This is a genomic window from Paenibacillus sanguinis 2301083 = DSM 16941 (assembly GCF_000374825.1).
In the GTDB taxonomy this organism is placed as follows: domain Bacteria; phylum Bacillota; class Bacilli; order Paenibacillales; family Paenibacillaceae; genus Fontibacillus; species Fontibacillus sanguinis.
In genome coordinates this window covers 106707-125873 of record NZ_KB895379.1, presented here as the reverse complement: position 1 = coordinate 125873, position 19167 = coordinate 106707, and the positions used below count along the sequence as shown (strand labels likewise).

General features: G+C 50.5%; 24 protein-coding genes. 23 read left to right on the top strand and 1 reads right to left on the bottom strand.

Going from position 1 to position 19167, the window contains the following annotated elements; all coding sequences use genetic code 11:
• The first annotated feature begins 25 nt into the window (after nucleotides 1-25).
• The 11 genes from C557_RS0108300 (at nucleotide 26) to C557_RS0108250 (ending at nucleotide 8169) form a co-directional block, all read left to right on the top strand.
• On the top strand, nucleotides 26-619 hold the full coding sequence (locus tag C557_RS0108300; RefSeq protein ID WP_018751388.1) for an RNA polymerase sigma factor: 594 nt from the start codon (nucleotides 26-28) through the stop codon (nucleotides 617-619).
• Nucleotides 616-1218: an anti-sigma factor gene (locus C557_RS0108295; RefSeq protein WP_018751387.1), complete on the top strand. Its 603-nt coding sequence runs from the start codon at nucleotides 616-618 to the stop codon at nucleotides 1216-1218. Before C557_RS0108300 ends, C557_RS0108295 begins: the two co-directional genes overlap by 4 nt.
• Nucleotides 1219-1288: 70 nt before the next feature.
• On the top strand, nucleotides 1289-1888 hold the full coding sequence (locus C557_RS0108290; RefSeq protein ID WP_018751386.1) for a histidine phosphatase family protein: 600 nt from the start codon (nucleotides 1289-1291) through the stop codon (nucleotides 1886-1888).
• Between the two features lie 179 nt (nucleotides 1889-2067).
• A complete protein-coding gene (locus C557_RS0108285; protein WP_018751385.1) occupies nucleotides 2068-3153 on the top strand; it encodes a hypothetical protein in 1086 nt (361 codons plus the stop codon).
• Nucleotides 3154-3410: 257 nt separating this feature from the next.
• A complete protein-coding gene (locus C557_RS0108280; protein WP_018751384.1) occupies nucleotides 3411-3596 on the top strand; it encodes an IDEAL domain-containing protein in 186 nt (61 codons plus the stop codon).
• A 128-nt stretch (nucleotides 3597-3724) separates the two neighbouring features.
• Nucleotides 3725-4162 carry a DUF2487 family protein gene (locus C557_RS0108275; RefSeq protein WP_018751383.1) on the top strand — a complete coding sequence of 146 codons (438 nt, stop codon included), beginning with the start codon at nucleotides 3725-3727 and terminating at the stop codon, nucleotides 4160-4162.
• A gap of 165 nt (nucleotides 4163-4327) precedes the next feature.
• A complete protein-coding gene (locus tag C557_RS0108270) occupies nucleotides 4328-4870 on the top strand; it encodes a Rieske (2Fe-2S) protein (protein ID WP_018751382.1) in 543 nt (180 codons plus the stop codon).
• Between the two features lie 19 nt (nucleotides 4871-4889).
• Nucleotides 4890-5561 carry a menaquinol-cytochrome c reductase cytochrome b subunit gene (gene qcrB, locus C557_RS0108265; RefSeq protein ID WP_018751381.1) on the top strand — a complete coding sequence of 224 codons (672 nt, stop codon included), beginning with the start codon at nucleotides 4890-4892 and terminating at the stop codon, nucleotides 5559-5561.
• Between the two features lie 69 nt (nucleotides 5562-5630).
• Nucleotides 5631-6512: a menaquinol-cytochrome c reductase cytochrome b/c subunit gene (locus tag C557_RS0108260; protein WP_018751380.1), complete on the top strand. Its 882-nt coding sequence runs from the start codon at nucleotides 5631-5633 to the stop codon at nucleotides 6510-6512.
• Between the two features lie 117 nt (nucleotides 6513-6629).
• Nucleotides 6630-7256, top strand: coding sequence for a DUF1405 domain-containing protein (locus C557_RS0108255; RefSeq protein ID WP_026263369.1), 627 nt, complete (start codon nucleotides 6630-6632; stop codon nucleotides 7254-7256).
• Nucleotides 7257-7314: 58 nt separating this feature from the next.
• Complete coding sequence (locus tag C557_RS0108250; protein WP_018751378.1) at nucleotides 7315-8169, top strand: sporulation protein YpjB; 855 nt, start codon at nucleotides 7315-7317, stop codon at nucleotides 8167-8169.
• A 97-nt stretch (nucleotides 8170-8266) separates the two neighbouring features.
• Here C557_RS0108250 and C557_RS0108245 read toward each other — a convergent pair whose 3' ends face one another.
• Entirely contained in the window at nucleotides 8267-9136 is an 870-nt protein-coding gene (locus C557_RS0108245) for a YitT family protein (protein ID WP_018751377.1), read from the bottom strand.
• Nucleotides 9137-9346: 210 nt separating this feature from the next.
• Here C557_RS0108245 and C557_RS0108240 point away from each other — a divergent pair, with 210 nt between their 5' ends.
• The 12 genes from C557_RS0108240 to C557_RS0108180 all read left to right on the top strand — a co-directional run bounded on the left by C557_RS0108240 (nucleotide 9347) and on the right by C557_RS0108180 (nucleotide 18964).
• A complete protein-coding gene (locus C557_RS0108240) occupies nucleotides 9347-9655 on the top strand; it encodes a nucleotide pyrophosphohydrolase (protein ID WP_040676651.1) in 309 nt (102 codons plus the stop codon).
• A gap of 56 nt (nucleotides 9656-9711) precedes the next feature.
• Nucleotides 9712-10242, top strand: coding sequence for a tetratricopeptide repeat protein (locus C557_RS0108235; protein ID WP_018751375.1), 531 nt, complete (start codon nucleotides 9712-9714; stop codon nucleotides 10240-10242).
• Between the two features lie 23 nt (nucleotides 10243-10265).
• Nucleotides 10266-11072 carry a 4-hydroxy-tetrahydrodipicolinate reductase gene (dapB, locus tag C557_RS0108230; RefSeq protein ID WP_018751374.1) on the top strand — a complete coding sequence of 269 codons (807 nt, stop codon included), beginning with the start codon at nucleotides 10266-10268 and terminating at the stop codon, nucleotides 11070-11072.
• A 15-nt stretch (nucleotides 11073-11087) separates the two neighbouring features.
• Nucleotides 11088-11510, top strand: a complete 423-nt coding sequence (gene mgsA / locus C557_RS0108225; protein WP_018751373.1) for a methylglyoxal synthase — start codon at nucleotides 11088-11090, stop codon at nucleotides 11508-11510.
• Nucleotides 11507-12220, top strand: a complete 714-nt coding sequence (gene bshB1 / locus C557_RS0108220; RefSeq protein WP_018751372.1) for a bacillithiol biosynthesis deacetylase BshB1 — start codon at nucleotides 11507-11509, stop codon at nucleotides 12218-12220. Before mgsA ends, bshB1 begins: the two co-directional genes overlap by 4 nt.
• 44 nt (nucleotides 12221-12264) lie before the next feature.
• Nucleotides 12265-13422, top strand: a complete 1158-nt coding sequence (gene bshA, locus C557_RS0108215; protein ID WP_018751371.1) for an N-acetyl-alpha-D-glucosaminyl L-malate synthase BshA — start codon at nucleotides 12265-12267, stop codon at nucleotides 13420-13422.
• Between the two features lie 34 nt (nucleotides 13423-13456).
• Nucleotides 13457-14851 carry a CCA tRNA nucleotidyltransferase gene (locus tag C557_RS0108210; RefSeq protein ID WP_018751370.1) on the top strand — a complete coding sequence of 465 codons (1395 nt, stop codon included), beginning with the start codon at nucleotides 13457-13459 and terminating at the stop codon, nucleotides 14849-14851.
• Nucleotides 14829-15806, top strand: a complete 978-nt coding sequence (locus C557_RS0108205) for a biotin--[acetyl-CoA-carboxylase] ligase (RefSeq protein WP_018751369.1) — start codon at nucleotides 14829-14831, stop codon at nucleotides 15804-15806. The genes C557_RS0108210 and C557_RS0108205 overlap by 23 nt, the downstream gene beginning before the upstream one ends.
• Before the next feature lie 267 nt (nucleotides 15807-16073).
• Nucleotides 16074-16952, top strand: a complete 879-nt coding sequence (gene panB / locus C557_RS0108200) for a 3-methyl-2-oxobutanoate hydroxymethyltransferase (protein ID WP_018751368.1) — start codon at nucleotides 16074-16076, stop codon at nucleotides 16950-16952.
• Nucleotides 16949-17851 (top strand): pantoate--beta-alanine ligase, encoded by a 903-nt coding sequence (panC, locus tag C557_RS0108195; protein ID WP_018751367.1) that lies wholly within the window; start codon nucleotides 16949-16951, stop codon nucleotides 17849-17851. The genes panB and panC overlap by 4 nt, the downstream gene beginning before the upstream one ends.
• Entirely contained in the window at nucleotides 17851-18234 is a 384-nt protein-coding gene (panD, locus tag C557_RS0108190) for an aspartate 1-decarboxylase (RefSeq protein ID WP_018751366.1), read from the top strand. Before panC ends, panD begins: the two co-directional genes overlap by 1 nt.
• 97 nt (nucleotides 18235-18331) lie before the next feature.
• On the top strand, nucleotides 18332-18964 hold the full coding sequence (locus tag C557_RS0108180) for a tetratricopeptide repeat protein (RefSeq protein ID WP_018751364.1): 633 nt from the start codon (nucleotides 18332-18334) through the stop codon (nucleotides 18962-18964).
• The last annotated feature ends 203 nt before the right edge of the window (nucleotides 18965-19167 follow it).

Below are 19167 nucleotides of genomic sequence, written 5' to 3'. Positions count from 1 at the left end.
GCAGCGCGAGGAGGATCGCACCCAAATGACGGATTCCCAAATGATTCGTGAAATTAAGGAAGGCAATACGGAGCTATATTCGGAATTGATGAGAAGATATCAGCGCAAGATACTCGCCTTCGTTTATCACATGTTGAAGAGCGCTCATTTGGAGCTGCTCGCTGAAGATTTGTGCTCGGAGACGTTCTACAAAGCATTTCGCAGCCTGCACTCCTTCCGGGAGGTGGATGCTTCCTTCTCGACCTGGTTGTACACCATTGCCCGCAACACCGTATTAAGTGAACTCCGCAAGCAAAGAAGCGGCAATATCTCTTTGGACGAGGGTGGTTATGTACCCGTCGCTTCAAGCGAGGCCGTTCCCGAGCAGGCGGTGCTGCGGAGCGAGAAGGTTGGTATGGTGAGAGAGGCCATCAACAATTTGCCGGAGAAGCAACGTTCCGCCTTGATTCTGCGCGAATACGACCAATTGGACTATCAGGAGATTGCCAATATCCTGGGGCAAAGCGTCAGCGCAGTCAAGTCGCTGTTGTTTCGCGCACGAACCAGCGTCAAGAGTCAGCTTGAACCCTACTTTTACGAACCGATCTATGAGCAATATGAAGGGATGAAAAGCAGATGAATTGTAAAGAAGCCCAGGAATTGTTCGGCTTGATGCGAGATTTGCCCGAACAAGATCCTCAGCGACGGATGCTGGAGTGGCACCTTCTGGGCTGTGATTCCTGTGCCGCGGAATATCGGCTATGGGAAGAAAGTCTGGAAACGCTGCAGTACACTCCAATGGAAATCACGGAAGAGCAGGCAGAAGAGGTTAATCGGCGCGTTATGGATCGAATCTATGCCGAGTCTCCTTGGCTTGCTCCTGGTGTGAAGCGTGGCGTAAGCCGACGATTCCGGCGGCGCGTCATGATCTGGGCGGCAAGCTTCCTGGCCGTATTCCTGTTTAGCTCTGCACTTCTGTTGATGGATCAGGTGGGCCCGGGACAGCAAGTGGCTGAACCGCGAACCGGCATATTGCCAACGGCGGTGGCGGCTGCGGATTCCAATGCGGAAATATATGGTGATTTAACATTTGCGTTGCCCGGTGAATCTAGGGGGATTGTAGAGCCATTTGCTGTGCAGATGGGACCTGCTTATCCACAGTATTGGATGGTGTTATCCATGGGCGGCATGCTGCTGGCGTTGGTCTCATGGAAGGGACTGCGTCGAAGCAGACCCTAACCAGGAATGCTAAACGCTTCTTCCGCTTTTGAGGCGGCAGAGGCGTTTGTTTACGTTAAGGAGGATGCTTATGTTGGTAGGGTTGGTGCGTCATGGCTTGACCGATTGGAATCAGGCCGGGAGAATACAAGGCCAAAGTGACATTCCGCTGAACGATGAAGGGCGGAGCCAGGCCAGAAGATTGGCACGGAGATTGCAGGAAGAACCTGAATACTGCTGGGACTTTGTGATTACAAGCGGCTTGTCGCGTGCTCAGGAGACGGGAAGCATCATCGCGGAGGTTTTGCAGATTCCATTGTATGACCCCGATTCTCGCTTAATGGAGAAAGCGTTTGGCCAAGCTGAGGGCTTGACCCAAACGGAACGTGAGACGCTGTGGGGCCTGGATTGGGATCAACAGGACTTTGGGCAGGAGAAGGACGAGGCGATTCGTGAGCGTGCCTTGTCATTTATGCATGACCTGGCAGAGCGTTATCCGGATAAGCGGGTGCTTGTGATCTCACATGGCGGTTTGCTGGCCCAGCTATATATCGCATTGTATGATCAGACTTATATGGAGCGAATCGGCAATTTGTCATTAACCGTTCTGGAGAAGCGGGCGGAGCGCTGGGATATGCGCTTGTACAACTGTACCCGGCATTTGCAGGAAATAATAGAGGAGAAGAAATAAACCGGCAGCGGACCGGTTTATTTTTTTGTCTTTTTTTAGAATACGAGCTCAAAAAGTCAATCCTCTTAGAGCTGTGTAGAGGAAGAAATCCCTTATCCTGTATAGAAATTTTGCTGTTTGGGAATAAATGCCGGAAAACCTTCCCATAATGGGATTAAAACGGCGCGAGGGGATGAAAGATGGATCTGGCAGATATGCTGACGTATACGGACATTGGGCAGCTTAGCAGAATCGCTAATCATTACCAGTGCGAATGCAGCGGACATTCCAAGCATGAATTGATTCAGTCCATCCTGCAGACCGTGAGCCGAAGAGATTTTATAGACCGTCATGTAAGTGCAATAAGTCCGGAAGACTTGCGATTCCTGAACACCCTGTTATTTGATGGCCGCAAACAATTCAGTCTGGAGGAGCTGGTGGCTTGCGCCCAGGCTGCCCGGTTTACCGAAGATGCCAAAGAACGGGAAAGTCCCCGAGACATGATTACCCGCTTTCGGCAGAGAGGCTGGCTGTTTAACGGGACTACCCATCATACTCGCTACTTGTTTGAAATTCCGGAGGATTTGCAGCGTCGCTTCCGTGAAATGCTGGAACGGCGGTTTGTCAGCGGGATACAAGTCGCCCCGGAGCCGTTCATGTACCGTGAGGAACCTGATATGCTTGCTGCGGATTTGCTGCTGTTCTTGCAATACGTAGCTGGTCATGACATTCCCTTGAATGGGGAAGGCGTGATGTATCGCAGAAATCAATTGCAGCTTATGGAGACTTTGCATGTATCCGAGCCCTTAAATGGCAAAGGGTGGCGATTTGGGTACGGCCGGAGATTCAGGGACTACCCGAATCGATTAGCTTTGCTGTATGATTACGCCCACCACTCCCGCTGGATTTGCGAGAACGTCGAGGTGCTGGAGTTAACGGATGCTGGTCGAGAATATCTTGGGAAGCAGAGCCAGGAGCCGATGATGCAGTTCGTGCGTTTTTGGTTAAGAATATACAAAGGCCCGATTCCTAACTTGCTTTCCCTGATGTACTGGGTTTTATGCTGTTCCAAGGACTGGGTGACGTTGTCTTCGTTGTATGAGAGCGTGGAATGCTTGATTAAGCCTTTCTTCTACGACACCCCGGCATCCATCTTTGAGGAACGCCTGATTCAGATGATGCTTCACTTGGGGCTAGTGCGTGTTGGGGAGGATCAGCAGCAGGAACGTTATGTGCAGGCGACTCCGTTTGGGCAGGTGGTCATTGCCGAGCTCCGGCTTTCCTGAGTACATATCAATGTTTGTCCGTTATGATGGGCAAGGGCATATTCGTCAGGATGGGGGCGGTTACCCCTAAACGGTGGGGATAATCGTGAATATGCTTTAGTATGAGCAGGTTATAACGCGCCGGACATAGGAAGACAAAAATAAATCTTTTAAAGAGGTTGTTCAAAAAGTCGTCTTTCTAGGACGAAGTTGTTTAAGGGACTTGATACCCACCTTTTTGAACCCGCACTTTAAACCATAGTTTGGAGGTGCATCCTATGGATCAGATGAAGGTTACTTATGAAGCAATGCTCAGTTTGGCAGCGGAAATGATATGGGACGAAGCGCTTCGCAAACACCGCTCGGAACAAATCTACAGCGAAATTGATGCCGCCTTGGCGCAGGGGGATGAGGTTGCCTTCCGGCTCCTGACGGATGAACTGAAGACATTGGAAGAACATTAGCTTTGGTGAACCGCTCTGACCGTCATGACAAGTGATGGGTTGGAGCGGTTTTTTTGGCAACGGGATGGTATTGTCTTGGTTGCCTGTATATAATTTGGAAAGAAATACATCAGAAAAGAGGTCGTCCTATGAAATTCAGCGAGATTGAGCCTGCTGCCTGGGAAGAGTTGCAGCCTTACTTGGATACTTGCCTTCTTCCGGTAACTGGATTAACGGGACAGGAGATGCCCGCCAAAGTCACAGAGAAATTACAAAGGCTTCAGAAATTAATCGATATGATCGAAATTCCTTTCAAGGGAAGGGTTGTTACCTATCCGGCCATACAGTACAGGAACGAGGATTTGAACAAGATCGTTAACGATATTTGCCGAAATGTCAAGGCTGGTGGATTTGTCTATTGCCTCGTGGTTGCCCTAGAGGAGAATTGGACAAGGGATGAGGTGCCTGATGCTGATTTTATTCTGTCTCCATACGATTTGACGGATATGGCCAGTGGGGCCGCCGAAGAATGGGTGAAGGGCGAAATCCAGCGATTATGGCAAGATCGTGTCAATATTCAAATGTGACTAAATAACGACAATTATATGATGGACTAGTAATGCTGCTTGGGAAAAATGTGACAAATTCTTGACGGTCTTAAAAGCCTAATATATGATAAATGTGTCCGCCACTGTTTGTGATGAATGTCATTGAACTGTCAGGAATTTTGTTTGCAAAGGGGTTGAAGACTTATGAGCCATCAGCAGGACCCGCATGAATCTTTACATAAACCGCCTACTCGCAAGGAAATGTCCCGGCGGCAATTTCTTACATACACGCTTGGCGGAGCCACTGCATTTATGATGGGTGGGGTAGCACTTCCTATGGTTCGGTTTGCGGTTGATCCAATCCTGTACAAGAAAGGTGAAGGCGACTTCGTCAAAGTGGTTGAGGCCCGGGAGATTACAGAAGAACCAAAGGAATTTAATTTTGAATTAAAGCAACAGGACGGATGGTATTTGAGCACATCCAAGCTCACAGCCTGGATCCGTAAAGACGCGACCGGAAAAGTTTATGCGCTTTCACCGATTTGTAAACATTTGGGATGTACGGTGGGATGGAACAGCGACCGCAACTTTCCAGATGAATATCATTGCCCATGTCACGGCGCGCATTATACCAAAGAAGGCAAGCAACTGGCGGTTGCATCCAGCCCGCTTGACGAGTATAAGGTGATGATCAAGGACGACTGGGTATATCTGGGGGATATTATTCCCAATACCATCGTGAAATGAAGAGGAGGCGCAGAATCAGATGTTTAAAAACGTTTATGACTGGATAGACGAACGTCTTGATATCACGCCGATCTGGCGCGATGTAGCCGACCACGAGGTTCCGGAGCATGTCAACCCGGCACATCATTTCTCCGCTTTTGTGTATTGCTTTGGTGGATTAACGTTCTTTATTACAGTCATACAAATTCTATCAGGAATGTTTCTGACGATGTATTATGTTCCAGACATCATTAACGCTTATGCCAGTGTGGAGTATTTGCAGACTCAGGTTGCATTTGGGCAAATTGTACGGGGGATGCATCACTGGGGAGCCAGCTTGGTCATCGTGATGATGTTTCTGCATACGCTACGCGTATTTTTTACCGGCTCGTACAAAGCTCCTCGTGAAATGAACTGGGTTATAGGGATGCTGATTTTCTTCGTGATGATCGGGTTGGGTTTAACCGGTTATTTGCTCCCGTGGGACAATAAAGCTTACTTTGCTACAAAGGTCACCCTGGAGATCGCCAACTCGGTGCCTGTGCTTGGACCGGTGATGAAGGAGCTGTTGCAGGGCGGTAGTATTGTCGGCGCGGAGACGTTAACCCGGTTCTTCGCCATTCACGTGTTCTTCCTTCCGGCCGTGCTATTGATCCTATTGGTAGGCCATTTCATTATGATTCGCCGACAAGGGATTTCCGGGCCGCTATAAGACTGACTTGAATGATGTTAGGCAACAACCTCTATAGCTCTGAATGAAGAAGGGAGGGGGAACAAGGACATGGCGCATGTGGACAACTCGAGAGAAAAGGAAAAGGTTGTATACGTTGGCGATTCGCGCGTCCGCAGGGGGAGGGGCTTTGTTGCACCAGCGGATTATACAGCTTATCCTGGCAAATCGGAAGCCTTTATTCCTAACTTTTTGCTAAAGGAATGGATGGTAGGAGTTGTAGTGCTGGTAGGATTCCTGGTGCTCACTATTTCAGAGCCAGCTCCGCTAGGTTACCCTGCTAATCCTGCGGCTTCGGTTATTCCGATGCCGGACTGGTATTTCTTGTTTCTGTATCAATATTTGAAGTATCCCTATGCATCTGGAGACTTTGTTATTCTGGGGACGATGGGAATTCCCGGGGTTGCCTTCGGGGGACTTATGCTTGCCCCGTTTCTTGATCGAGGGAAGGAGCGGCGATTCTACAAGCGCCCGATTGCTTCATCCTTGATGCTTCTGTCTTTGGCCGCTGTTGTGTATCTGACTAACTTTGCCTGGACTCACTATCAGCATGAGTTGGAAGCCCGTGGGCAAGTACCCGAGCACATCCAGCGTGAGGAAGAGGCCCGGGAAAAACGTGAGAAGGGCTTGCCAACCTCGAGTGCAATCCGCCAAGAGGAAGTGAGCATCGTCGAGCCGGATGATCCGGCGATGGAGGTTTACAAGAAGGCCACTTGTGTATCCTGTCATGCGGTGGACTTAAAGGGGGCGGCAGCACCTTCCTTGCGGGGAGTCGGCGATAAGCATGACAAGGAAGCTATTCTGACAATTATTAAGGAAGGCTACAATGGGAAAATGCCGGCCGTGTATGATGCAGCGATCAGCGCGGGGCTAACGGATCAGGATATCGATCAATTGGCGGAATGGCTTGCGAAACAAAAAACAGAACAGTAAAATAGAAAATATGTGAGAACCTGATCGTAGCCTGCGGTCAGGTTTTTTTAAGCTTGGGCAGCCTGCTATATAAGCTCAAGTCAGGCTATTCTCATAGAAGAAGAGGGAAAAACGTTGTTGAAGCTATCGTATTTTTGGAGCACCTCCTTTTTGTCCTCCCGCGGGATGTTGTGGACCTTGTTTCTCTGTAATTTGCTGGGCACTATCTATGGTTACATCTGGTATGACGCGCAACTGCTGGATACCTGGAATCATTACCCCCGCTGGCTAATTATTTTTGTACCAGACAGCCCAACGGCGAGCTTGTTCTTTACCTTAACCTTGCTATTCCTGCTCTTTCCGGGAAAGCTTGGCAGATTTATACGTATCCGTACCTTGCTGGAAGGTCTGGCGGTGGTGACGAGCGTGAAATATGGAGTATGGGCGGTGGCCATGATTTTTGCCGGTGCCTTTCAGGGAGGACCACTGGTTTGGCAGGATGGAATGCTGGTGGCCTCTCATTTGGCCATGGCCGTGGAGGCGCTGCTGTTCGTCCGATTGTATAAATTCGGAACATTAATGCTGGCTTGTGCCGGTGTCTGGACCTTCTTGAATGATTTGGTGGATTACACCTATGGTGTGTATCCCTGGCTGCCCAGAACGCTGTGGGATGATGTGCCAGCGGTAGCTGGCTTCACCGTTATATTAACGGCTGCCAGCGTGGTGGTTGGCTTCATGGCCTTGAGAGCGGCTAAAAGGCTATGACCTCCCGGTTCTAACGTGGGACAGCCCGCCATACCATGATGGTAAGGGAGGGATGTCCGTGAAATTTAAGGGAAGGGTGCGGCTTGCCACCGTCTTGATCCTGCTGGTCTGGTCATTGACATGGAGCCTGCCTTCGTTAGCACAGGAGTCTGATCGCGGGGAGAAGCTGAAACAACTGGAAGCGGCAGCGGAGCAACTGTACACGCATATGCAGCAAGGCAGCGTCAGCGAAGCTGCGGCTGATATGGAAGTGCTGACCGCTACGCTGGAGGGTTTATCCTTTCAGGGGTTAACCACGGTGGAAGGCATCCATGCATTGGCGGAAGTTATCATGGATACAAAGGCTACGCTGGCCAAGGCTGAAGTGGTGCCGGAGGAATGGGCTGAATCGTCTGCTCGTTTGCGCCTTGCCGTCAATAGTCTTGTGCACCCGGATCATGCGTTGTGGCAGCAATACTATACGGTGCTGGCTCATGATTTGCAGCAAATGAGCAAGGCCCGCGCCGGAGGCAAGCCGGCCGAGCTTCGCGTGGCGCTCCAGACATTGCAGCAGCATTATGAAATCATTCGCCCGGCGGCTATTATCCGTCGTTCTTCGTCGGATATCAGCCAATTTACTTCATGGTTGTCCTATGTAGGGCGCTTGAGCCAGGAGCCGACTTGGGACGAGGCTGCGCTACGGGAAGCGCTGGGACAAGGAGAAGGCATGCTTAAGGAATTGTTTGGTCGCCGGGGGGATGAGCCCGTCTTTTTACCGATTACAGGTCTGGATAGCCCCTGGTACTGGAGTGGGATGATTGGCTTGTGGATTGTGCTTGCCTTGGGCTATGCGGGAATTCGCAAGTTTGTTGGCGATCAGACCGTCACCGCGGTCCGGCGCACGAAGGAAGAAGGCTTCAGGTATCGATTATAGTTAACGTATGAAATAGTCTTATTGAGGGAAGGCAAAAGAGAGGACCTTGAATGAATTCAGGACCTCTCTTTTGATTTATTCGTCTAAGCTTATGGTGCTATTCTTCCCTGAACCCTTCGCCATGCACATCATTTACTTCGCTGATAATGACAAATGCTCTGGGGTCAATAGATTTGACAATGCTTTGCAGCCTTCTTATCTCCTGCCGGGACACTACGCAATAAGCCATATGTTTTGCCTGTTTGGAATACGCGCCGATGGCGGGGATGAGCGTAACTCCCCGGTCCATCTCCTTGGTGATCATGTCGGCAATGGCTGGAGCCTCATCGCTGATAATGGTGAATGCCTTAGCTGAATAGGCCCCTTCCTGAATAAAATCAATGACTCTGGAAGCGATAAATACAGCCACAAGGGTGTATAGAATATTTTCCTTTCTAATATAGAACAACGATAGTCCAATGATGATAATATCAAGTGTCAGGATGACCTGCCCCATACTAAAGCCATATTTACGGCCAAAAATTCTAGCAATAATATCCGAGCCTCCGGTCGTGCCTCCAAAGCGAAAGACGATGCCAAGGCCTGCTCCCAGCGTAACCCCTGCATATAAAGAAACGAGAATGTAATCCGTTTCGGTGGCGAACGGGATGATCCAGCCTTGCCTAATCAGTCGCTCAAAGACCCAAAGAAAGAAGGTCAACGAACCGATCCCGATGCCTGTCAGAACTATCTGCTTGCTCCCTAAAATTTTCCATCCGAGCAGAAACAAAGGAATGTTAAGGAGCAGGTTGGATAGCGAGGGTGATATGCCAAACGCATAGTTGAGCAGGAGCGTAACACCTGTGAGGCCGCCTTCCATCAGTTGGTTGGGTAATATGAAGTAGAGAAGTCCAAAGGCGTAGATGGCCGTCCCCAACAATATAGGCAGCAGTGTTTTTAGAAAACCGGTTAATCGATTTGCATTCATCCATTCTCACATCCATCATAAGTTAAAAATAGAATTTCTCCAGCCAGTAAGAACTGGCCTGCGGAACCACCTTTCCTAGTATACCTTTTTTGGGCACGGATTAAAAAATGATTTGTTTTCGCCCCTTACTTACGATAACATAGGGAAAAACGGGACATATGACGGAGGGATCTCGGCTTGGAACCAGACAAAGACAAATCTCTCGCGGAGATGCAGCGCGAAGTAGACCGTTACATATCTCAATTCAAAGAAGGGTATTTTAGTCCGCTAACGATGCTGGCCCGTATGACCGAAGAAGTCGGGGAATTGGCACGTGAGGTGAATCACAATTTTGGTGAAAAGCCTAAGAAAGCGGACGAGCCGGATAATTCCATCGAGCTGGAGCTTGGCGATATTTTATTCATTACGATTTGTTTTGCCAACTCTTTGGGTATTGATCTGACAGAGGCCCATGAAAAGGTCATGCATAAATTTGCTACACGTGATGCGGACCGCTGGACAAAAAAGAACACCGAATAGGTGTATTCTTCATATGCTGTTAGCAGGATCATCCCTACAGTAAGGAGGGATAGCATATGAAGGCGGAGGATTATTTGCATAAGGCCTACCGAAGCATCTACGATAACGATTTTGAGCTGGCGCAGTATTGGTTTGAGCGCGCTCTTGCCGTTCAACCGGATCATGCAGATATTCATTATCGATATTCCATTACCTGTGCCCGCAGCAGCCAACTGGATAAGGCACTCCAGCATGCCCGGCTCGCGGCTGCCCTGGACCCTGAGCAGGAGGAATACGGGCTGCATTATGATCGCCTCCAATCCATGGAATTAACCCGGATGGCCAAGCGGCAGCTTGAGGAGGCGGATAACCGGCGATCAGCGGCCGCGGAGCCGGCATTACGGATGCTTAAGCGGGCGGTGGAAATGGACCCGTTATCGGTAGACTCGCAGGTATGGCTTGCTGTGGCTTATGGCGAGCTGGAGCGGTATGCAGAGGCATTGCAGGCAATACGCGAAGCGGCTGCGCTTCCCCTGGAGCCTGCCGTGGCTGCACAATTAAAAAAGATGGAGCAACGATTCAAGGCCAAGCTCAGACAATCATCATAGTAGAGAATGTGAGGAGATTACAGATGTCGCAACCTATTAAAGTAGCCGTGGCCGGCGCTGCCGGCCGCATGGGCAGAGAAGTCGTGAAGATGGTGCTCCAGGATTCGGAGCTGCAGCTCGTCGCTGCTGTGAATTTGTCGGACATGGGACTTGATGCAGGTATGCTGGTTGGTTTGCCAGCTTGCGGCATTGCGTTAACGGATAATCTGGAGCGGGCACTGGAAGAGACCCGGCCCCAGGTGCTGGTTGATTTTACAACACCGCAGTCGGCGTATGAAAATACGGCGCTTGCTATTCGTTATGGCGTATCACCGATCGTTGGAACGACGGGCTTCACCCAGGGGCAAATCGAAGAACTGGACGAGCAGTGCCGTGCCCGCAAGCTTGGAGGCTTAATCGCCCCGAACTTCTCGATTGGAGCTATCTTGATGATGCGTTTCGCTGCGCAAGCCGCCAAATACTTTCCTCATCTGGAGATTATCGAGTACCATGGAGATCAGAAGCTGGATGCTCCTTCGGGAACGGCGGTAAAAACGGCTGAGCTGATTGCCCAGAACCGGGAAGAGCTGCGCCAAGGCAACCCCGACGAGGAAGAGACCATCGAAGGTTCGCGTGGTGGCTATTACAACGGCTTCCGGATACATAGCGTCCGCTTGCCCGGTGTGTTTGCCCAGCAGGAGGTTATCTTCGGCAGCTTCGGTCAAACGCTGACGATTCGCCATGATTCTTATGAGCGGGCCGCGTATATGCCCGGTGTGAATCTGGCCATCAAGAAAGTGCTGGAATGCCAAGGCATGGTTTACGGATTTGAACACTTTATAGATGAATAGAGGGGACTAAAGATTATGTTAAACATCGCTTTCATTGCTCATGACCGCAAAAAAGAGGATATCGTCAATTTTGTCATTGCTTATGAACATGTCTTTAAGGATAAAAAGTTGTTCTCCACTGGGACAACCGGCTTGAAAATCATGGAAAATACGTCATTGCAAATTCATCGCTTCCTGTCTGGCCCGCTTGGGGGAGACCAGCAAATTGGTGCTATGATTGCACAAAATGAGATGGACTTGGTTATCTTCCTGCGCGATCCACTTTTGGCTCAGCCGCATGAACCGGATATTACAGCCTTGCTTCGTCTATGCGACGTACACGGCATTCCGGTGGCTACCAATATGGCTACCGCGGAGATCCTTGTCCGGGCTCTGGATCGTGGTGATTTCGGATGGCGGGAACTGGTGGAGCTTAATAAACCGGGGCTGTCGAAATGAGTGACAAGCTGGACATTCTGGTCTTCGGAGCTCATGCCGATGATGCCGAGATTGGTATGGCCGGCACAATAGCCAAGCATGTCGCATCCGGCTTTCGTGTGGGTATTTGCGATTTGACGGAGGCGGAGTTGTCCTCCAATGGCAATCCTGTATTGCGTAAGCAGGAAGCTGCGGCAGCGGCAGAGACGCTAGGGTTGTCTGCCCGTGTGAATCTGGGGCTGCCGGATCGTGGGCTGACGGGCTCGGAGGAGCAAATCTCCGCCGTCGTCGGAGTCATCCGCGATTTCGCTCCAAGCATAGTGTTCGCTCCCTATTGGGAGGACCGTCATCCCGATCATATCGACTGCAGCTGTCTGGTGGAGGCTGCGGTATTTAATGCCAAGCTGCGCCGCTATATGCCGGACAAGCCTGCGACGCCTGCTCCACAGCTTTACTTCTATTTCATTAACGATTGGACAGCGCCGGACTTGGTCGTCGATGTTGGAGAATATTATCCCCGGAAGGAGCAGGCGCTTCGCTGCTATCGCTCCCAATTCGAGCAGGGTGTATCTGGCGAGGATATCGCCGCTACGCCACTGAATCAAGGCTATGTGGAGCGAGTGAAGGCCCGCGACTCTTTGTTGGGTCAACGCTTATTGCTTCCACTTGCTGAAGGCTTTATGAGCAAGACAGCATATCCAGTGCAACTGTTTAGTCCGTTACACTCATAAGATGAGCAGAGGACTATATTGAATATAAAGGAGGCCCCCGCCATATGGATCGATTTTTGAAAATTGGTATTACCTGTTATCCAACTTTAGGCGGTTCTGGGGTTGTGGCTACCGAACTGGGCAAATTGTTGGCGGAGAAGGGGCATGAAGTCCATTTTATTTCTCATAGCGTTCCTTTTCGGCTGGGAAGCTACCACAAGAATATCTTCTATCATGAGGTAGAGGTAAGCGATTATTATGTATTCCGTTATCCGCCTTACGATTTGTCTCTGGCCACGAAGATGGCTCAGGTGGCCAAGAACGAAGGGCTGGACATTTTGCATGTGCATTATGCAGTGCCTCATGCTGTGTGCGCCTTTTTGGCCAAGCAAATGGTTGGTGATTCCTTGAAAGTTGTAACTACCCTGCATGGGACGGATATTACCGTGCTGGCGCAAGATGAATCTTTAAAGGATTTAATTCGTCTGGCGATTAATGAAAGTGATGCGGTCACTTCTGTATCTTCGGATTTGACCAGGGAAACCCGGGAAGTATTGGATATCGTCCGGGATATTGACTTGACTTACAATTTTGTGGATGAACGGGTATATTACCCGCGCGAAGCCAAGGAATGTCGCAGCGATTTTGCTGAACCTGGCGAGAAAGTCTTGATGCATATTTCCAATTTCCGCCCGGTAAAACGGGTGAATGATGTCGTTGACATATTTTATCGCGTAAATCAGGAGAGACCGGCAAAAATGCTGTTCGTAGGTGAAGGGCCTGATCTGCCAAAAATTCAGCACAAAATTAAGGAGATGGGGATTGAGGATCGCGTGCATTTCCTGGGCAAGCAGGATGATATCGCCCATGTCATCTCTATGGCAGATGTGCTTCTGTTGCCTTCCGAGAAAGAAAGCTTTGGGCTGGTGGCCCTGGAAGCGATGGCCTGTGGCGTTCCTACTGTAGGGACGGTGGCCGGGGGGATTCCTGAACTTGTGAAGCATGGAGAGACCGGATTCCTCGCTCCTATCGGCCATACGGAGCAGATGGCGCAGTATTGCCTTCAAATGTTCAGGGACCCGGAATTGGCTGCAAAATTAAGGGAGGCTTGCCTGGAGCGAGCCAGAACAGAATTTAGCAGTGAACTGACAACCGCTACCTATGAAGAGATTTATTATCGCGTGTTGAACCGTCGGCCTGCATTGGACCCGGCTTGCCTCTGAGACAAGGCCCGATCAGGAGGTGTCATTCATTGAAATGAATCGTTGGAATCAGGTGGATCCCCTGATGCTTTATCAGGGGGAGAACGTGCTGCGCACATTGCTGAATGGCGGGCATCAGGCTTTTTTTGTTGGCGGCTGTGTGCGAGATGAATTAATGGGCCAGCCCGTACATGATCTGGATATTGCCACTTCGGCCAAGCCGGACGAGATTATTGGCTTGTTCGAGCGAACCGTTCCTACCGGCATACAGCATGGAACGATTACGGTGCTGATGGGCAAGCACGCTTACGAAGTGACTACCTTTCGCAAGGAATCTGAATATGCTGATCATCGGCACCCGTTGTCGGTGGAGTTCGTCGACGCAATCACTGAGGATTTGCGTCGGCGCGATTTTACTATGAATGCTATTGCCCGGGAGCTGGATGGAACATTGACTGATCCGTTCGATGGGCAATCCGATATACAGCGTCGTATTCTCCGCTGCGTAGGTGTGGCTGAGGAGCGCTTTGACGAAGACGCCTTGCGTATGATGCGGGCGGTTCGCTTTGCGTCGACCTTTGGCTTCCGGCCGGTCAAGAGCTTGTGGGCAGCATTGCTCGCCGGTAGAGGCAAGTTGTCCTACATTGCTACGGAACGGGTTCGTGTGGAGCTGGAGAAGATTGTGTTAGGTCCTGATCCGTTGCGCGGACTGGCGTTGCTTCAGCGTAGCGGGCTGTTGCAGTATGCCAAGGCAGCTCAATTACCAGTAAAAGAAGGGGCCGATGCTGAAAGCAATCTTAGGGAACCTGTAGACGACAAGTTGACGATTTTGGTCCGCAGATTATTACACCGTAGCCCCTCGCGCCCTGAATGGTTGAAGATGTTACCATTATTACCGACTGCTCCCGCTGGCTTGCGCTGGTCATTGCTCCTTCAGGGACTGGAGATTTCTGGTGAAGAAGTATCCGGACTACTGAAGAATTGGACGTTTCCTAATCAAATAGCAGACGAAACGGCTGCCATCGTTCGTTTTGACGAGGCATGGGGAGCCACTAGAGCAGAGTTGTTGGAAGAACAAGATTTGCGGCGTAAGTGGATTCATTTACAAATCGAGTTTGGCCGAGAGATAGCCAATTGGTGGCTACAGCGGCAGGCGATCTTATTGCAGGGTTCGGTTTATGGCGAAATGGTGCAACAGAGAGAAACAGAACGGATGTCCCTTGCAATGAAGTGGCATCAAGAGGTTTCTATACATAAGTTACCCGAGCTTGCTGTTAGCGGCAGAGATGTGCTTGCGATCAGCAGCCGTCCCGGTGGACCATGGCTGGGGGAGTTAATGAAACGGCTGCTGTTGCATGTTGCACTTGGCGAGTTGCCGAATGAGCGGCGGCCGATCCTGGAATTTGTAGAATCGGTGGTGAGGGAAGATGGAGACAAACGATCTGATTGACATGTTGCTGGAGCATCCCGGGCAATATATATCAGGTGAGGAAATGAGCCGCCGCTTATCGATCAGCCGGACGGCGGTGTGGAAGCAAATCGCCAAGCTGCGGGAACAAGGCTATAAATTTGAATCTGCTCCCCGCAGAGGTTATCGTTTGGTCAGCCAGCCTGATCGATTAAGTCAGCCAGCCTTGTTGCAGGGTCTTTCAGGAAATCAAAGCCTGGGTAAGCGTATTAAGCTTCTGACTTCGGTCTCTTCTACACAGGAAGAGGCTCGTCGTCTGGCAGAAGAGGATGCTCCGCACGGGACATTGGTTTTGGCCGAAGAGCAGACTGCCGGGCGCGGCCGACAAGGCCGACACTGGTATTCCCCGCCAGGCAAAGGAATCTGGATGAGCTTGCTGCTTCGTCCCGACCGTCAGCCCGTTTCAATCGCCCCTCAACTGACCTTGCTTACGGCAGTAGCTGTTTGCCGGGCGGTTCGCAAATTCGGGATCGATGCGGGCATCAAATGGCCAAACGATGTTTTGGTGGATGGACGCAAATTGTGCGGCATCCTTGTAGAATCCATCGCCGAGGATGAATTGATCCGATATGCGATTGCCGGCATCGGCATTGACGTGAATTTGCAGCGGGAGGATATTCCTCAGGAGCTTCTTCCCAAAGTGACTTCTCTACAAATCGCCAGCGGTCGCCGAATTGAGCGCACAGAACTGATCGTAGCTGTCTTGGCGGAGTTGGAGCAGCTATATCAACTGTATACGGAGAAGGGGTTTATGCCGATTGGCCATTTATGGGAGGCTTTATCTGTTACCCTGGGACGCCGTATTACCGTGCTGACTCCAGACGGCGAGATTGTCGGCCAGGCGACCGCACTCGCGGAGAATGGGGCGCTGATTTTGCGGGAGGATAGCGGTAATACGCGTACGATTTTCTCAGGGGAAGTACAACTTGGAGGATGAAAAAAATAACGTAATTTGTTATACTGTGCTCAGGAGGCGGTATCGGCTTAGGATCCGAGCTGCACTCTGGGCGTTCGTCTATAATTTTAATTTTCAGAATGCGTTGGATTCTGCTCTGAGCCGAAGAGGACCGAGACAGAAGGGACGAGTTAAATGACTCTTCTTTGGATTTCGGACCTTTTTAGTGCCACACTAAAAGGTTTTTTTGTTGTGCGCAGTTTTCGATGAGTAGCGAACAACAGTATTCAACCGAAGGAGATGACAGATATGCCAGGGAAACAAGCTGTAAATATTGTGAAGATGAAGAAGATGAAGCAGGAGGGAACTCCACTGGCCATGATCACTGCCTACGATTATCCTTCAGCCCAATTGGCCGAGGAAGCGGGAGCGGACATATTGCTGGTGGGAGACTCGCTGGGTAATGTGGTGCTGGGTTATGACTCAACGATTCCGGTCACATTAGAGGACATGGTGTATCATACCCGTTCTGTAGCTCGCGGAGCACAGCAGACCTTTATCGTGGCGGACCTCCCGTTCATGACCTATCACGGAAGCACTGATGAGACGCTGCGAAACGTACGACGTTTGATGCAGGAGGGCCATGCGCATGGTGTTAAAATCGAGGGCGGAAAAGAGATCGAAGCGACCGTGCGGACCATTGTTCAAGCCGGGGTGCCTGTGTTAGGACACATTGGACTCACGCCACAATCGGTGAACCAAATTGGCGGATACCGTGTGCAGGGCAAGGATGCGACGGATGCCCGCCGCTTGATGGAAGACGCCAAGGCCCTAGAGCGTGCTGGAGCGTTTGGCGTGGTGCTGGAATTGGTTACAGAGGAAGTCGCTACAGCGATCTCCCGCGAGCTGACTATTCCGACCATCGGTATTGGTGCCGGGCGGGGCTGCGACGGTCAGGTGCTCGTATTTCATGATGTGCTGAAATACACGGCGAACTACCGGGATAAGCGCTTTGTGAAGACGTATGCCGATATTGGAACTGATATTCGCAGAGGCATATCCGAATATGTTGCAGACGTGAAAAGCCGTTCCTTCCCTGCCGAAGAACATGCTTTCCGTGCAGACCAAGCAGTTGCAGATACGTTGGACACATTGTACGGCAAAGGAAAGGTGGAAGCACGGTCATGATGACCTTAACGAGAATAAAAGAGCTTCGGAAAGAGCTGGAGTCCGCCCGGTTTACGGCAGCTAAGGAAGATCGGCATCTCAAGGTGGCGCTGGTACCCACGATGGGCTATTTGCATGAAGGGCATGCCAGTCTGCTTCGCAAGGCTCGGGCAGAGAATGATCTGGTAGTGCTTAGCATCTTTGTCAACCCGATTCAGTTTGGACCTGGAGAGGATTTTGAACGATATCCTCGCGACCCCGAGAAGGATGTAGCTTTAGCTGAACAGGAAGGCGTGGATCTGGTGTTTATGCCTGATGTCGACGAGATGTACCCTACGCCAACCCGGACTCAAATTAAAGTATCTGGCTTAACCGACTTATTATGCGGAGCATCGCGCCCGGGGCATTTTGACGGAGTTACGACGGTTGTAGGCAAGCTGCTGCATATCGTTCAGCCTGACCGGGCTTATTTCGGACAAAAGGATGCTCAGCAGGTCGCCGTGATTAGCCAAATGATCCAAGACCTTAACTGGAATGTAGAGATTGTGCCTTGTCCGATTGTGCGGGAGAAGGATGGGTTAGCTCTGAGCTCCCGCAACGTCTACCTGAGCGCAGCGGAGCGGCAGGCAGCTCTCGTCCTGTCACGCAGCCTTCTGACAGTACAGGAGACTGCACAGGCTGGGGAAGTCCTGACGGTCTCTGCCGTGCGGGAGCAATTGCGCAAGAGCATTGACTCTGAGCCGTTAGCTGTCATTGATTATGTAGAAATTGTAAGCTTTCCGGGGCTTGAACCGCTGGCCCCTGAGGACCGGGCTGACGCTCAAGGACAGGCCTGTGATATTCTGGTAGCTGTGGCCGTCAAATTTGGGTCTACGCGATTAATTGACAACGTAATTCTGACGAAGAAGGTGAATGACTAATGTATAGAACTATGATGAAATCCAAAATTCACCGCGCAACGGTGACCGAAGCCAATTTGCATTACGTTGGCAGTATTACGATTGATGAGGACTTGATGGAGACCTCCGATCTGTTGGAGAACGAGCAAGTACAGATCGTTAACAATAATAACGGTGCACGCTTGGAGACATATGTTATCCCGGGGCCGCGCGGAAGTGGAGTGATCTGCCTGAACGGTGCTGCGGCTCGTCTTGTGCAGCCTGGGGACAATGTCATTATTATCTCTTATGCTCAGATGTCTCCGGAGGAGGTTCGCAGTCACAAGCCTACGATTGTCTTTGTGGATGAGAACAACCGTCCCGTTGAGAAGGCGCGTCAAGAGCTTCACGCCATGATTCGTTAATGCAATTCCTGCCTGCGGGAATGAAAAGTCCGCCCGAAACAAAAAATGAACGTATGGCGCGGACTGATTTCATTTTCGTGAAGGGTGGGGATGGCGAATGATGTTTCAGCATGTGTTTGCGGAAATGAATGAAATGTTGGAGGATATTTCCCGTAAGTTTCATTTGGCTGGAGACGCTCAGAAGCAAGAACTTGCACAACAATGGAATCTGCTCAAGCATATGAGCGACGGAATCATTGAGGAATGGCTATGCTTTGAAGAGAAGATGGGGGACGTACGCCAAAAGCTGGGAAATCCTGATTTCAAGGATATGCCGGAGCTTCCCGAAATGGACGCGCCATGTTTTATCAAGGGACAGGGGTATTATAAGTTGTTGATGTTCCCCCAGGCACTCGAGGAATTTGAGCAGGTGATCAGGGAGTATCCGGACAGTGTGCTGGCTCGCACCTGCCTGGGGATGTGTTATTTGCACATGGAACAGGGTGAGCAGGCGGCCAAGCATTTCTGGTTCGTGCTGGAGCGCGCGGGGAATAAGCGGCTTCGTTCGATTATCTACAACGCCCTGGGCTGTATTGAAGCCCAGAAGGGGATTTTCGCCAAGGCGAAGGAGTATTTTACTCTGGCTCATCACAGTGATCCCTCTCTGACGGAACCGCTGGCAAATTTGGAGGCTTGCCTTCACAGTAAGGGGAAGCTCTCGTATGGCAATGAGTTGACTTCCCTCTTGTAATTGCACTTATAAAAGGAAAAACCTGATTTTTGAACACGCACTTACCTTATGTCTCCAGGTTTCATCAAGTGACGCCAATCCGCACGAAGCGGGGTGTCGCTTGTTTTTTTTATTGTGATTTAAATTACAAAATCCGCTTTGTATTAATTTTCAAATCAGCAATCTTCTGTTATGCTGTAGAGAGACTGGAACGAAAGGGACTT

Excerpts from the sequence above, each read along its gene's own strand:
- C557_RS0108300 (WP_018751388.1), top strand. The coding sequence starts at position 26 with ATGACGGATTCCCAAATGATTCGTGAAATTAAGGAAGGCAATACGGAG.
- C557_RS0108295 (WP_018751387.1), top strand. The coding sequence starts at position 616 with ATGAATTGTAAAGAAGCCCAGGAATTGTTCGGCTTGATGCGAGATTTG.
- C557_RS0108290 (WP_018751386.1), top strand. The coding sequence starts at position 1,289 with ATGTTGGTAGGGTTGGTGCGTCATGGCTTGACCGATTGGAATCAGGCC.
- C557_RS0108285 (WP_018751385.1), top strand. The coding sequence starts at position 2,068 with ATGGATCTGGCAGATATGCTGACGTATACGGACATTGGGCAGCTTAGC.
- C557_RS0108280 (WP_018751384.1), top strand. The coding sequence starts at position 3,411 with ATGGATCAGATGAAGGTTACTTATGAAGCAATGCTCAGTTTGGCAGCG.
- C557_RS0108275 (WP_018751383.1), top strand. The coding sequence starts at position 3,725 with ATGAAATTCAGCGAGATTGAGCCTGCTGCCTGGGAAGAGTTGCAGCCT.
- C557_RS0108270 (WP_018751382.1), top strand. The coding sequence starts at position 4,328 with ATGAGCCATCAGCAGGACCCGCATGAATCTTTACATAAACCGCCTACT.
- qcrB (WP_018751381.1), top strand. The coding sequence starts at position 4,890 with ATGTTTAAAAACGTTTATGACTGGATAGACGAACGTCTTGATATCACG.
- C557_RS0108260 (WP_018751380.1), top strand. The coding sequence starts at position 5,631 with ATGGCGCATGTGGACAACTCGAGAGAAAAGGAAAAGGTTGTATACGTT.
- C557_RS0108245 (WP_018751377.1), bottom strand. The coding sequence starts at position 9,136 with ATGAATGCAAATCGATTAACCGGTTTTCTAAAAACACTGCTGCCTATA.
- C557_RS0108240 (WP_040676651.1), top strand. The coding sequence starts at position 9,347 with ATGCAGCGCGAAGTAGACCGTTACATATCTCAATTCAAAGAAGGGTAT.
- C557_RS0108235 (WP_018751375.1), top strand. The coding sequence starts at position 9,712 with ATGAAGGCGGAGGATTATTTGCATAAGGCCTACCGAAGCATCTACGAT.
- dapB (WP_018751374.1), top strand. The coding sequence starts at position 10,266 with ATGTCGCAACCTATTAAAGTAGCCGTGGCCGGCGCTGCCGGCCGCATG.
- mgsA (WP_018751373.1), top strand. The coding sequence starts at position 11,088 with ATGTTAAACATCGCTTTCATTGCTCATGACCGCAAAAAAGAGGATATC.
- bshB1 (WP_018751372.1), top strand. The coding sequence starts at position 11,507 with ATGAGTGACAAGCTGGACATTCTGGTCTTCGGAGCTCATGCCGATGAT.
- bshA (WP_018751371.1), top strand. The coding sequence starts at position 12,265 with ATGGATCGATTTTTGAAAATTGGTATTACCTGTTATCCAACTTTAGGC.
- C557_RS0108210 (WP_018751370.1), top strand. The coding sequence starts at position 13,457 with ATGAATCGTTGGAATCAGGTGGATCCCCTGATGCTTTATCAGGGGGAG.
- C557_RS0108205 (WP_018751369.1), top strand. The coding sequence starts at position 14,829 with ATGGAGACAAACGATCTGATTGACATGTTGCTGGAGCATCCCGGGCAA.
- panB (WP_018751368.1), top strand. The coding sequence starts at position 16,074 with ATGCCAGGGAAACAAGCTGTAAATATTGTGAAGATGAAGAAGATGAAG.
- panC (WP_018751367.1), top strand. The coding sequence starts at position 16,949 with ATGATGACCTTAACGAGAATAAAAGAGCTTCGGAAAGAGCTGGAGTCC.
- panD (WP_018751366.1), top strand. The coding sequence starts at position 17,851 with ATGTATAGAACTATGATGAAATCCAAAATTCACCGCGCAACGGTGACC.
- C557_RS0108180 (WP_018751364.1), top strand. The coding sequence starts at position 18,332 with ATGATGTTTCAGCATGTGTTTGCGGAAATGAATGAAATGTTGGAGGAT.